The organism is Haladaptatus litoreus (assembly GCF_900156425.1).
GTDB classification, from domain to species: domain Archaea; phylum Halobacteriota; class Halobacteria; order Halobacteriales; family Haladaptataceae; genus Haladaptatus; species Haladaptatus litoreus.
The window spans coordinates 615,112-627,433 of record NZ_FTNO01000001.1; the positions used below are offsets into that span (position 1 = coordinate 615,112).

Annotated in this window: 12 protein-coding genes; 4 read left to right on the forward strand and 8 right to left on the reverse strand. The window is 60.3% G+C overall.

Annotated elements, in window-relative coordinates:
• Positions 1–91 precede the first annotated feature (91 nt).
• Positions 92–1,624, reverse strand: a complete 1,533-nt coding sequence (locus tag BW974_RS03145) for a flippase (RefSeq protein WP_076427888.1) — start codon at positions 1,622–1,624, stop codon at positions 92–94.
• 362 nt (positions 1,625–1,986) lie between these two features.
• Between BW974_RS03145 and BW974_RS03150 the strand changes: the two genes are divergently transcribed.
• Positions 1,987–3,228, forward strand: coding sequence for a hypothetical protein (locus BW974_RS03150; RefSeq protein WP_245799885.1), 1,242 nt, complete (start codon positions 1,987–1,989; stop codon positions 3,226–3,228).
• 153 nt (positions 3,229–3,381) lie between these two features.
• Positions 3,382–4,620 (forward strand): glycosyltransferase family 4 protein, encoded by a 1,239-nt coding sequence (locus BW974_RS03155; RefSeq protein ID WP_076427890.1) that lies wholly within the window; start codon positions 3,382–3,384, stop codon positions 4,618–4,620.
• Between the two features lie 3 nt (positions 4,621–4,623).
• Here the strand turns inward: BW974_RS03155 and BW974_RS03160 are convergent, their stop codons facing one another.
• The 5 genes from BW974_RS03160 to BW974_RS03180 form a co-directional block, all read right to left on the reverse strand.
• Positions 4,624–5,331 (reverse strand): TOBE domain-containing protein, encoded by a 708-nt coding sequence (locus tag BW974_RS03160; RefSeq protein ID WP_076427892.1) that lies wholly within the window; start codon positions 5,329–5,331, stop codon positions 4,624–4,626.
• A 25-nt stretch (positions 5,332–5,356) separates the two neighbouring features.
• Entirely contained in the window at positions 5,357–6,136 is a 780-nt protein-coding gene (locus tag BW974_RS03165; protein WP_076427894.1) for an amino acid ABC transporter ATP-binding protein, read from the reverse strand.
• Positions 6,133–6,837, reverse strand: a complete 705-nt coding sequence (locus tag BW974_RS03170) for an ABC transporter permease (protein ID WP_076427896.1) — start codon at positions 6,835–6,837, stop codon at positions 6,133–6,135. The genes BW974_RS03165 and BW974_RS03170 overlap by 4 nt, the downstream gene beginning before the upstream one ends.
• Positions 6,838–6,874: 37 nt before the next feature.
• Entirely contained in the window at positions 6,875–7,903 is a 1,029-nt protein-coding gene (locus tag BW974_RS03175) for an ABC transporter substrate-binding protein (protein ID WP_076427898.1), read from the reverse strand.
• A 168-nt stretch (positions 7,904–8,071) separates the two neighbouring features.
• Entirely contained in the window at positions 8,072–9,106 is a 1,035-nt protein-coding gene (locus BW974_RS03180; RefSeq protein WP_076427900.1) for a M48 family metalloprotease, read from the reverse strand.
• A gap of 112 nt (positions 9,107–9,218) precedes the next feature.
• On the opposite strand from BW974_RS03180, the gene BW974_RS03185 reads away from it, so the two are divergent.
• Both BW974_RS03185 and BW974_RS03190 read left to right on the forward strand, forming a co-directional pair.
• Positions 9,219–9,848: an SOUL family heme-binding protein gene (locus BW974_RS03185; RefSeq protein WP_076427902.1), complete on the forward strand. Its 630-nt coding sequence runs from the start codon at positions 9,219–9,221 to the stop codon at positions 9,846–9,848.
• Positions 9,849–9,894: 46 nt separating this feature from the next.
• Positions 9,895–11,097 carry an NAD(P)/FAD-dependent oxidoreductase gene (locus BW974_RS03190; protein ID WP_076427904.1) on the forward strand — a complete coding sequence of 401 codons (1,203 nt, stop codon included), beginning with the start codon at positions 9,895–9,897 and terminating at the stop codon, positions 11,095–11,097.
• A gap of 66 nt (positions 11,098–11,163) precedes the next feature.
• Here BW974_RS03190 and BW974_RS03195 read toward each other — a convergent pair whose 3' ends face one another.
• Both BW974_RS03195 and BW974_RS03200 read right to left on the reverse strand, forming a co-directional pair.
• Positions 11,164–11,625: a thiol-disulfide oxidoreductase DCC family protein gene (locus BW974_RS03195; RefSeq protein WP_076427906.1), complete on the reverse strand. Its 462-nt coding sequence runs from the start codon at positions 11,623–11,625 to the stop codon at positions 11,164–11,166.
• A 116-nt stretch (positions 11,626–11,741) separates the two neighbouring features.
• Positions 11,742–12,206 carry a nucleoside deaminase gene (locus BW974_RS03200; protein WP_076427908.1) on the reverse strand — a complete coding sequence of 155 codons (465 nt, stop codon included), beginning with the start codon at positions 12,204–12,206 and terminating at the stop codon, positions 11,742–11,744.
• Between the last annotated feature and the right edge of the window lie 116 nt (positions 12,207–12,322).

Here is a 12,322-nt window from a genome sequence, read left to right on the forward strand (position 1 = left end):
CTCGGTTGTATCGGTCGTGACAATCTACGACGGGAAGTTCGTGGTTTCGGTGCGGTTGCAGTGCGATTACGGCACGGAGATGGGTGCTACCTCACTCACCTTGAGCGCGTAAATATCGTTGAAGCCGCTGAATCGCCGGAACTTCCATCCCAACCGCACCCTCGATAAATTCGATAAAAACGCCGTCTTCGGGTTGGAGACTGCCTGCGAGGGCGACGGAAACGAGGCCTAACAGTCCGGAACACACCAGGAAGACGGGGAGGGTCACGGCGGTCAGGGTCATCCAATTCGAGGTAAAAACGGCGACCGGAAACAGCACGACGGGGAGGACGAGATACGTTCGCGTCGTCTGTGTAGAAAGTGGGTTGATGCCGGATTTTAGCTGGAGAACCACGTTGAACGCGACGTTTCGGAGGACGTAGGCTCCGGCGGATGCAATCGCGGCACCGACGAATCCGTGGGTCGGAATCAGGAAGACGTTCAGGACAAAGTTGAGCGCGAGCGTCAGCACGTCAACCCAGAGGATTTGTTTCGTGTGGCCGAGCGCGGCCAGCGTCGTCCGATTTCGGCCTGCTGCCGCGCTGGTGAAGAAGCCAATCGAGAGGATGGCGAGCGCGATGCCGCCGCCAACGTACTGCTGGCCGAAGAAGATAGAGAGCACGTCGCCCGGAAAGACGGTGAACACGAGAAACGCGGGGAAGGTGAAGACGAAAATCCACTTCGTCGTGATGCGATAGATGTCGGTGATTTCCTCGTGCTCGCCGTCCGCGTCGAGGCGGGAGGTGAGCGGCAGATAGAGATAACCGAAGGAGGAGATGACCATCAGCAAACTGTTGGCGAGGGGGTAGGCCGCGTTGTATACGCCGACTTCGGCGGAGGTTCGCATATCAGCGAGCATCAGGGTGTCCATCCGGGTGAGCAGAATCGACAGTACCATCGTCACGATGAGGGGAGCAGAGTAGGAAAGCAGTTCCCGGCCGTGGGTTCGTACTGGCCCGACGAGTCGAACGAGTTTGTTCGAGAGCAGGTAGACGACGACCAACGTACCGAGCGTTGCGACGAAGTAGGCGTAGCCAACCGCGAGCAGGTCGAACCCGGCTCCCAGCAAGAAGGCCAGCAGGCCGATTCGCAGGCAGGGGTGAAGCAAATCCTTGGTGTACAGTTTGTACCGCGTGTTTTCCAGTCCGCGAAGTGCGCTGACGCCGACGGTCAAACCGACGCTGACCGGAATCGTCAGGATGAACAGTCGCACCAGTTCGCGAGAAACTGCGGTTTCGAACAGCGCGCCTGTGATTCTGTCTACGTTCAGCAACAACAGCGCGGAGACGAGGATGCTGACGGCGAGGGAGACGACCAACCCGAGAACCCAGACGCCGCGAACGTCGCGTTCGTCATCGTACCGTGAGACGAACCGCGGAATTCCGTCGTTCAGTCCGACGAGCGAAACCGTGGTTCCGACGGTCATGATTGCAAAGGCGATGGAAACTTCACCGTACAATTCCGGCGAGAACTGCTGGGCGATGACGATTCGCTCGACCAATCGTCCGACGGAAGCGACGACGACACCGAGAACGATAAGAACTGAACTCGAAAGGAGGTCAGAAAGGTGGTTACTGTCCGCCATGGCTGAACACCGTGTTTCGGTTTATCGGCGAAAAAGAGCGTTTACGGCGTACCCTGTGCTCGTGTCCTTGGTTCCTTCTCTGACTCACGATAGGTGTATCAACCCATCGTGCAGGCTTTGTTATGACTCGCGTACCGTAGCGTAATCACCGCCAACCAGTTCGATTTCTACGAGAGATTCGTTCGATTACCAGCTCCAAATAGTTCGATTACTAACTTATTTTTCGAAATCATCGGTTCTAACACCGATTCGAACGATACAACGAGGAGTGGAACGCCGTTTCACACAATCCCCTTGCGGATTTGAGAGAACGGGATGCATACCGCAAGAATATTAAAAGATGGCTTTGCATTGAAGCCTGCATGGCACGCGATTGCAGTACGACAGTACGCGATAGAGAAATCTCAGAAAGTTCGCTGAACAGACGCTCGTATCTGAAGCTGACCGGTTCGACCGCGCTCACGGTTGCGGGAGCGGGGCTGCTTTCGAACGGCGCAGCGGCGGCGGAGTACGAAACGATCACCGTTCCGGCCGGAAGCCAGGAGCAGTTCCAAGTCGGAAGCGGCGAAACGTTCGAGAACAAACTCATCGACATCAGCGCCGACAAAGCAGACGCCCGAATCGTGGCGAGCGGTTCCGACTGGACGATTCGCAACGTCGGGTTCAAAGGTGCCGCGGACATGAGCGGCCCGCACTCGCCGGGCGAGAATCTGGGCGGCCATCCGAACCTCATCGCCGCCTCCGGAACCGGCACCATCGAACACGTCTACCTCGGCGACGGCGTTTCCGGCGACATGGTTCGAAAGGGCGCAATCGGCGTCTCCAGTTCCCACTCGGGCCACATCGACCTGAACGAGGTCACGATGAACGGCTGGACGGGTAACGCGATTTACGCGGCTGGCTCGGCTAGTTCCGGCGGTGGCAACGGGACGCTCGCGTTCGACCGCTGTCTCCTGAAGAACAACAACATCAGCCACCTCCGCATCGCAAACGACGGGACGACCGTCAAAAACACGGTCATCTACAACACGGACGACGTTCCGGTTCACCCCATCAACGGCGGCGTCGTGAACTCCCGCGGCGTGTACGACGGCTACGGAACGACGAGCAACGTCATCGAGTTCGAAAATTGTCACATCGACTGTACGGACGCGAACACGAACGGCGGCGCGTCCGCGCTGGCCGCGACGAAGACGACGTTCCGTGTCACGGATTCACAGATTAAGGGCCAACTCATCGGCAACGTCGAGACGACGAACGTCGGCGAGAATCCGTCGCACGAACCACCGAAAGGTGCGCCCACGACCGCCGAACAGGCCGCGAGCGGGTCGGCAGCGAACGGCGAAAATTCGGGAAACAGCGGTAACTCAGGCGGTTCCGGAAACGGCAACTCCGGGAGTTCCGGAAACGGTGGGAATTCGGGCAACTCCTCGAACGGTTCCGACTCCGGCAACGCCGCGGAAACCGCATCCTCGGCGGACGATTCGGTGGACGAACAGCGGATTTCGGCGTCCAGTCCGTCTGGCCGATTCTGTTTCACCTACAAGGGACGAAACTACTGTTTCGACTTCGACACCATCTCGACGCTGATGACGGGTATCTGAACGACCGCCGGTTCGTCGTTCGGTTCCGCTGACGCTGTCCGTTTTATCCGTTCTATTTTTGCTCAGCATTTCTCGGTCAGGAAGTCCATACCGAGTGAAAACGACGTTACTGCTGGTGCATAACAAAGTGGAATTAACTCCTCGAATCCGAGAATGAGCGACGGAAGTCGGTTGCAAATTCCTGTCGGTGAGCGTCGGCGAACCGAACTGGAAGCGAACGATTCTCACGAAAATTCCGAAAATAAGGAACCCGACCGAGGGGAACAACTGACCGTCGGGATGTATTTCAGAAAGGCCGGAACTCGGGACGCTGGCGGCGTCGTGATGTACGTCCAAGAACTGCTGGATGCGGTCGCAGACCGCAATCCGGCGTATCTCTACACCGAATCCGGCGAGTTGACGCCGAAGATGCGGGAGACGGAGGCCGAAGTCGTCCAACTTGGCGACGAAACCAAAGCGGCCGGAAGGCTCCGAGAGAGCCTTCCGACCGCAAACTCCGCCCTCTTCTCGGTGCTGGGAAACCATCTGGTTCCCGCACTCGGCATGGTTCGTGACGGGACGATTCGCCACATGAACGAAAACCTCGACGTGCTGGTGACACACGACTTTCTGGACGACCTCGTTCTCTCGAACCTCCTCGACGTTCCCGTGATTCGGGTCTTCCACGGCTTCGAACGCGCCGGAATCGGGATGCAGGTTCGGGAACTGCTGTCGTCCGGCTATTCGGTGGCAAACACGGAACAGACGAAACGGGAGTTCATCGACCATCTCGACTACGAACCGGACGGCGTCGTCTACCCCGGCGTGGATGTCCAGCGATTTCATCCGGATGTGACTCCCGCGTTCGGACGCGGAGACGAATGGGAGATTCTGTTCGTCGGTCGGTTCGTAGAAGCCAAAGGAATCTTCGACCTCGTGGATGCGGTGGCCGAACTCCCAGACGATGTGCATCTCCGTCTCGTCGGCAGGGGAGATACCGCCGCGCTGAAACGACGAATCGAGTCCCGTGAACTCGATTCGAAAATCACCATCGAAGGGGCGATTCCCCACGACGAACTGCCGGGCTACTACGCCGCCGCAGACGTGTTCTGTCTCCCTTCGCGATACGAGAGTTTCGGCATGGTCAACGTCGAGGCGATGGCCTGCGGAACTCCCGTCGTGACGACGAATCTGGAGGGCATCACCGAGTACGCCACCGACCGGGAAACCGCTCTGCTCGTTCCGCCGGAATCCCCGGCGGAAATCGCGGGCGCGATTTCCGCTCTTCGCTCATCCCCCGGATTACGGACACGACTCGAAGCGAACGGTCGGGAAACCGCGACCCGCTACTCGTGGGAGATGGCCGCGAAAAATCTGGTTGACATCTGTTCTGAAATCGTCACCGAATCCTGACTGTTACCCCTGCGACGAACACGGAACCGCCCGCGTCGCCGTCGCCTTGAACGATACGACGATGTCTTTGCCGGGTTCCAACGCCAGTCGCTCCACGCTCGTCGTCGTGACCAGCGCGAGAAACGGGGTTTCTCCACCGACATCGACCGTGACGCGAGCGATTCGTTCGCCCGTTTCGATCGCCCGGACTCGCCCCTCGAACTGATTTCTCGCGCTCGTTTCGTCCCCCTCCGGAGCCGAAGTCGGACTGTGGAGCGTTATCACGTCCGAGCGAATTGCGACCTCGACGTTCTCTGCACCGGGGGAAACCAACGCCCGAACGACGCCAGCATCGGTTTCCACGAATCCGAACTCGCCATCGCGCTCTGTGACGATTCCCGTGAGCACCGTTTCGTCTACCTCCGCCAGACCCGAGGATTCGGCGGTCACCCGGCGGAACTGCTGAAGCAGTCCGCGGGCGTCGTCCGTCAAGGTGCTTCCGCCGCCGCGCGACCCGCCGCGAACGCGGCGAACCAGCGACCCGAACTCCGCTTCCAGTTCCACGATTCGCCGCTGTGCGTGCGCGTAAGAGCGTCCGAGTTCGTTCGCGGCGGCGTTCAGCGATCCCTCGTCGTCGATTGTTCGGAGCAGTTGCGCGTCTCGTGCGTCAAAAGCAACATCTCCCGCGACGAGTTGCGCGTCGAACGTCGGCCGAGGTGCGTCGTTCGTCATCCGTTTCGTCTTCCGATTTCGGCCGTCAGTACATCAGTTCTCCGGCGACGAACTTCCGCGTTCGGTCGTCGTCCGGACTGTCGAACACCTGTTCGGGTGGGCCGGTTTCGATTACTGTTCCGTCGAGCAGGACGCCCACGCGGTCGGAAATCCGTTCGGCTTGGTGCATATCGTGGGTCGCCACGACGACGCCGAGTCCCCGTCGTCTGGCGTCGGCGATTGCCTCCTCGATGACCGCCGTGTTTCGCGGGTCGAGATTCGAAGACGGTTCGTCCAACAGCAGAATTTCGGGGTCGGTTGCGAGCGCCCGCGCGAAGGCGACGCGTTGAGCTTCCCCGCCCGAAAGCGACAGCGCGTTTTGGTCGATTTTGTCCACCAAGCCAACGGTTTCGAGTGCGTTCGTCACGTTCGAGCCGATTCCGTCCGGCACGCTTCGACCGCCGAGGGTTCGGGCGAGACTCGCCCGAACCCGTTTCGACCACGATTGGCGAACCCGGAGTCCGTAGGTTACGTTTTGCGCTACCGGCGCGTTGAACAGCGACGGTTCCTGAAACACCATGCTGACCCGTCGGCGGACTTCCAGTCGGTCGTCCTCCGACAGTCGCCACACGTCCTCGTTTTGCCACTCGATGGTTCCTGAATCGGGCGGGTGGAACATCCCGAGCAGGCGCAGAAGCGTCGTTTTTCCCGTTCCCGACGGGCCGACTATCGTGACGACGTCGCCGGGTTCTACCGAGAGCGACACGTCCGAAAGAACCGGTTCGCCGTCGAATCCGTGCGAGAGGTCGCTTGCGGTGAGCGTCATCGCTGAATCTCACCCCTGCCCCTGCTTCGACTCCGAACCCACGACCCGAGAACGTTCACGAAGAGGACGAGGACGAGCAACATCGCACCGAGCACCAGTCCCGTCTCGTACTGTCCTTGTCGCGCTTCGACCGTAATCGCCGTCGTGAGCGTTCTGGTGTAGGACGTGCCGTCGCTGAAGACGATGTTTCCGCCGACGATGAGAATCGACCCGACTTCGCTGACGGCCCGACCGAATCCGGCGAGAATCGCGGTGACGATGCCGTAGCGCGCCTCCTTCACGACGAGGACGCCGATGTCCGTGTCGGTGCCGCCGAGCGTGAAGGCGGCGTCCCGCACGTCCTGTCCGACCGATTCGATGGCGGAAAGGCTGATGCTCGTGATGACGGGCGTCGCCAGCACGAACTGCGAAGCTATCATCGCAGTTGGAGTGAAAACCAGCCCCAACTCGCCCAGCGGCCCCTGATTCGAGAGCGTCAGCAGGACGAGCAGGCCGACCACGACGCTCGGAAATCCCATCCCGGTGTTGATGACCGCAGTAACGATGCGCTTGCCCGGAAAGTCCGAAAAGCCGACAGCCAGCGCGATTGGCAGGCTGACCAGCGTCGAAATCGCCACGGCGGTCACGCTCACGTATAGTGAGACGACGGCGATGCTCACGAAATACTGCCAGTCCGCGCCGGGGATGAGTTGTGCGAGCATGAGGACTGAAACGATGTGCGTTCGCTACCTGCCGGATTCAGTAGTCCGCCGGAACGTTCTGCTCGACCCACGAGAGATATTCTTTATCCTCGCGCGAGAGGGATTGGGCCTGTTGGGCGGAGTAGCCCTGCGGGACGTACTGACCGAAGTTGGGTTGCTCCGACAGCGCGTTCGGGAAGAACAGTTGCGACCCGTTTGCCGTGTAGTTGTCGATGAGGTTCTGTGCCTTCGGACTGGTCAGATACCCGGCGTAGGCCATCGCGGCCTGATAGTTGGCGTTGTCGTGTTTCGCGGGGTTGACCGGAATCACGCCGTAGGGATTTTTCAAGATGACCGGCCCGTCTTTCAGCGGCCCCTGTACGTGAATCACGAGATTGATGTCGCTTTTCATCGAGAGGTACGTCCCGCGGTCGGCGAGCGTGTAGGCGCTCGACTGACTCGCCTGCGTGAGCGTATCGCCCATCCCTTTTCCGACTTCTCGGTACCATCTTCCGCTCGGTTCGACGCCAGCCTCCTCCCAGACGGCGAGTTCCTTCTTGTTCGTGCCCGAATCGTCGCCGCGGGAGAGGAACGTCGCTTGCTGGTTTGCGATGGTCGAAAACGCCTTCGTCGCGCTCTTCATCCCGTTGACGCCCGCCGGGTCGTCCTGTGGCCCGACGATGACGAAGTCGTTGAACATCACGTCTCGGCGGTTGACGCCGTGGCCCGCCTGCAGGAACTCGTCTTCTGCCCCGCGTGCGTGAACGAGAATCACGTCGGCGTCTCCGTCCTCCGCGGTTCGGATGCTCGCACCGGTTCCCTTCGAGAGCGTCTTGATGGTGACGCCGAAGGCCTCCTCGAACGGCGGATGAAGTTCGTCCAATAGGCCGGTGTCGTACGTGCTGGTCGTCGTGGCGAGGACGAGTTCGCCATTGCTGGGGGTTCCGTTTCCGGACGACCCTTGGTTCTGATTCTGACTCCCGTTCTGATTCTCGTTTTGATTTCCGAGCGACCCGGTACAGCCAGCCAGTCCGGCGAGGGCACCCACACCCACCGCTCGAACGAAGTTCCGTCGTTGTATCGGCATGGAAACAACGTTGTGTGAATGTTCCATAAGGATTTCGCCATTGGTGTAACTACCAGTGGTTACTGGCTCGGTGGGAGCGTTTCGAGCTCTGAGCCGGAATCCGCCGTCGTGACGGCGGATTCCATAGAATCAATCGTCGCTCTCCTTACGTCGATGGTCCGAAATTGGTTACGGACTGTCGCCCGGTTTCGAAGGTTCTCCGTCCAATCTGCGTTCCACGTCTTGTAGTTTTTCGAGTCGCACTTTCAGCGATGGATGCGTCTCTAACCATCCGGAATCGGCCGACCGAAAGTCGGCCGATTCCACATCAGTCGCAACCGAGAGCGGGACGATGGCGCGCTCCGGCGGCATGTCGTAGGCGTCCCGCAGGTCGGTCGGCGGTTTCGTCGCCGTCGCGTCGTACAGTTTTCGGAGCGCGCCTGCCAGTGCGCTCGGATTTCTGGTAATCCGCACTGCTCCGCGGTCGGCGGCCAATTCCCGATACCGCGAGAGCAAGGCGAGAAGCATGCGACCGACGACGCTGAAAACCGTCGAGAGGGCGAACAGGAGCGCGTAGAAGATTTCGACGAGCGGGTGACTGCGATGGTCGCTCCTGTGGCTTGCGTTTTTCGCCCAGTGTTCGTCGGCGTGTTTCCGAATCCGCCACGCGATTCGCATGGGAATGGAGGCAACGCTGACGACGAGGAAGTCGCGGTGTCGGATGTGTGCGCATTCGTGGGCGAGAACCGCTTCGAGTTCGTCGTCGTCCAGCGTGTCGAGGAGCGCGGAGGTGAGAACGATGGTCGCGTTTTCGGGCGACCGACCCGTCGTGTACGCCGTCGGGAGATTCGACTCGCGGCACTCGATGGCCGGTCGTGGAACCGAAAGTTGGTTTGCGAGTTTCGTCGTTCTCGCTTTCACCGAGTCGGGAACCGCTATCGGTTCCCCCGATTTCGACTCGGCAGGGTCGTTCTGCGGGAAATCCGTCAGTTCGTTGCTAGCGTACTTTTCGATGGCGTAGAAGCCGAGAACACCCATCACGGTGGTCAGTGCGCCGATTTCCAGCACCGAGTGAGGTGTCGTTCCCGTCACCCACGCGACGAGACGCGCGGTTTGCGTGGCGAGGAGCCACACCGTCACCGGAAGGGCAACCGCGAATCCGGCGACGAGCAACACCGTCAGCACCATCCGTGCCTGCAATCCTCTGTCGGGTTCCCACTCCATATCCCCGCAGTTGAATTCGAAATATAAAGAAAATTGTTACCGATTGCTGAAATAGTCGCTATCCAACTGGAAGGGGAGTAGCTACTTGCTTCCTCCTGACGTATGGTATTTTATGCCACGAACAGCCAGTACGCCTGCCAAACTCGCGGTCGGCACTCTCGCCGCACTCGGAATCGCGTGGGTCGGATGGGGTGTCTACATCAAACGAACGACCGAGCGGGTTCCGTACACGACTGCACTCACCCTGAACGGCGTCGAGATTCGGCGGTATCCGGATACGGTCGTTGCCCGAACCACCGCCGATGATGGAGAGGAAGCGTTCCGGCGACTATTCGAGTACATCGACGGCGGAAATCAGTCGCAGGAAGATATCCCGATGACCGCGCCGGTCACCACCGAACCCGATAAAATTGCCATGACTGCTCCGGTTGCAACCGAGCAGTCTGCGGACGGCGTCCGGATGGCGTTTTTCCTCCCCGGCGAATACACCGCCGAGGGCGCGCCGAAACCGGAAACCGACGAGGTGACCATCGAGCACGTCGGCGCGCGGACGCTCGCGGTTCGCCCATTTTCGTGGTACGCTACCAGCGGCCGGGTCGAACGGAATCAGCGGCGACTGTTCGATACCCTCGCCGCGCACGACTTGACGCCGATGGGCGACCCGTCTTTGCTTCGCTACGACGCGCCGTGGACGCCGCCGTTCATGCGTCGGAACGAAATTGCGGTGGAGTTGGCCGAGTAACTGTTCCTCGGCCAACCTTTATTCACGTCGTCGTGAACGCGTTGCTATGCAGTGCGACTACGATTGCATCGTCGTCGGTGGGGGGCCGGCAGGACTCCAATTTGCGCGGGAAATCGTTTCTCGCTCGAACTTCTCGGTCGCCGTTCTGGAACGAAACGGCGACCTCCGCGACAACGACAAATCCACGGGTGGGACGTTCGGGGAAGTCATCGACGGGTACGACATTCCCCACGAAGTCGTCATGGGCGACCCCGACACCATCACCTTCGAAGGGCCGACGGAGCACAGTCGGCTCGACATCGAGGGCTACGTCCTCGATTTTCCCGGCTTACTGGAATTTTTGGGAGCCGACGCAAAATCCCGCGGGGCCGACGTCTACACCGGAACGACCGTCACGGAACCGATTGTCGAGAGGGGAGCGATTCGCGGCGTCCGGTACCGAAACTCCGACGGCAGTGGTGACCTCCGTGGACGGATAACCGTCGATGCGAGTGGGCCGAGTGCAGTCATCACGTCCGAGTTGGGGTTCTTCGATACGGACGCCGCACGGCGCGGAATCGGCCTCGAATACGAAATCGAGGGGGAGTACGAAACCGAGGACACAATGCTGTTCGCGTTCGACCACCGACTCGCACCGGGGGGCTACGCGTGGACGTTTCCGGCGGGTGAAGACGTGTACAAGGCGGGCGTCTGCTGGGTGGACAAGTACCACGCTACCCGCGGAACCGGGGATTCGATTCACGAGTACGCCGAACGATGGGTACGCGACGACCCGCGCTGGCACGTCGAGGAAATCAGGGCGAAACACGCGGGCGAGGGCGTCTGGAACGACTCGACAAATCAGCGGGCCACCGACGGTTTCATGGCTATCGGGGATGCGGCGTCGAGCATCAATCCCCTGTTCGGCGAAGGTATTCGACCGGGACTGGCCTCGGCGAAGATGGCCGCCACTGTTGCCCGAAACGCGCTGTCGGCAGACGACGTTTCCGCAGGGCGATTACGGACGTACGAACGCCGATGGAACGAGACGAGAGGGAAAAAGTGGCGACTCCAACGACTCCTGAGCGACCTGCTCTACGATTTCAGCGGGAGCCAGCAGGATTCGTTCGTGAGGCGGGCCGGGAACCTCTCGGCGACCAAGGCGGAACGACTGCGACGATACGACCTCGGCCTGTTCGAATTGGTGAAACTGTACCCGTTTCGGCTGAAGGACGTGGAAAAAATGCCCGAGTTAGTTCGGCAGTTGTAGGTCGGTACCGCAGTAGTATTTCGGCTGTTGCGCGACGTTCAGACGAACCCTTGCCGAGTGAGGCGGCTACGACGTATCGAGCGCGCGCTCTGCGAACCGCTCGCGGATTTCGGGTTCCGGAATCGGACATTCGTCTTTCTTTCCAAACAGCCGATAGCGATGTTCCGCGACGAATGTATACGCCGGGTCGCGCAGTCGTTCGGGAAGATAGACGAGCGGATAGAGTAGCGGCCACGGGCCGTCCAGTCGGCGACAGACCCGGAGCACCGCGGTGGAACGAGTGTAGTAGTCGTCGCCCTCCACGAGGACGAACGAGTCGAAATCCTCGGTCGGAAGGTCGAATCGGGAGAGGAGTTCCTGCCCGATGTCGGACTGGAGGGGGGCGAATCGAAAGGTTCCGGACTCATCGAATCGAACGGCAAATCGGACGGCTGCGTTGCAGAGGTTACAGACGCCGTCGAAGAGAAGAACCGGATTGTCGAGGTTGTCGGCGACTTCGGCAGGGCTGGGGTCGTCTGGCCTCGTCATGTTCGAATCTACGAACTCGCGGGGGATAAGCGCACGGAGTGGAGGAGACGGTGGAGTGCAAACTCGGAACCGGAATACGCCGGATTCCGGTTCCGAACATGCTTTCCACACCTGCCTCACCGAAAGTCGCGGTGGAGCGCCAGTCCGTCCGCTTCGAGGATGCCACCGACGACGTCGATGTCACACGCTTTTCGCTCAAAAATCTCGTCACACGGAACGCCCGGCGCGCCACCGAACTCCTCGGCGGCGCGCTTGCCCGAGACGCTGTAGACGACCGCCCCGAGTCCGGCAATAGCGATTCCGCCCGCACACATCGGACAGGGTTCCGTACTGGTGTACATCACCGTCTCTTTGCACGCTTCGGGGGACAGTTCCCGTTCCGCTCTGCGCGCCAGCGTGAGTTCTGGGTGGAGCGCGAGGTCGTCGTCGGTGTTCTCGCGGTTCGTCTCCTCCATGATGATTTCGTCGTTTCGGACGAGAATCGACCCGTAGGGGCCGTCACCGCGCTCGCCTGCTTCGCGGGCGAGCGCGATTGCGCGTTGGACGTATTTTCCGTGGTCGAGGGAATCGAGGTCGGGCATCGTTTAGAGAAAGGGTGGCGGGAGAAAGATAGGTTGTGGTGGCGGAACGTCGTTCGTCCCGTAACCGGCGCTACCGTTTTGCGATTTCGGCGACTACAGTGTGTATGGCCCATCTC

Coding starts and splice junctions, on each gene's coding strand:
- BW974_RS03145 (WP_076427888.1), bottom strand. CDS start 1,624: ATGGCGGACAGTAACCACCTTTCTGACCTCCTTTCGAGTTCAGTTCTT.
- BW974_RS03150 (WP_245799885.1), top strand. CDS start 1,987: ATGGCACGCGATTGCAGTACGACAGTACGCGATAGAGAAATCTCAGAA.
- BW974_RS03155 (WP_076427890.1), top strand. CDS start 3,382: ATGAGCGACGGAAGTCGGTTGCAAATTCCTGTCGGTGAGCGTCGGCGA.
- BW974_RS03160 (WP_076427892.1), bottom strand. CDS start 5,331: ATGACGAACGACGCACCTCGGCCGACGTTCGACGCGCAACTCGTCGCG.
- BW974_RS03165 (WP_076427894.1), bottom strand. CDS start 6,136: ATGACGCTCACCGCAAGCGACCTCTCGCACGGATTCGACGGCGAACCG.
- BW974_RS03170 (WP_076427896.1), bottom strand. CDS start 6,837: ATGCTCGCACAACTCATCCCCGGCGCGGACTGGCAGTATTTCGTGAGC.
- BW974_RS03175 (WP_076427898.1), bottom strand. CDS start 7,903: ATGCCGATACAACGACGGAACTTCGTTCGAGCGGTGGGTGTGGGTGCC.
- BW974_RS03180 (WP_076427900.1), bottom strand. CDS start 9,106: ATGGAGTGGGAACCCGACAGAGGATTGCAGGCACGGATGGTGCTGACG.
- BW974_RS03185 (WP_076427902.1), top strand. CDS start 9,219: ATGCCACGAACAGCCAGTACGCCTGCCAAACTCGCGGTCGGCACTCTC.
- BW974_RS03190 (WP_076427904.1), top strand. CDS start 9,895: ATGCAGTGCGACTACGATTGCATCGTCGTCGGTGGGGGGCCGGCAGGA.
- BW974_RS03195 (WP_076427906.1), bottom strand. CDS start 11,625: ATGACGAGGCCAGACGACCCCAGCCCTGCCGAAGTCGCCGACAACCTC.
- BW974_RS03200 (WP_076427908.1), bottom strand. CDS start 12,206: ATGCCCGACCTCGATTCCCTCGACCACGGAAAATACGTCCAACGCGCA.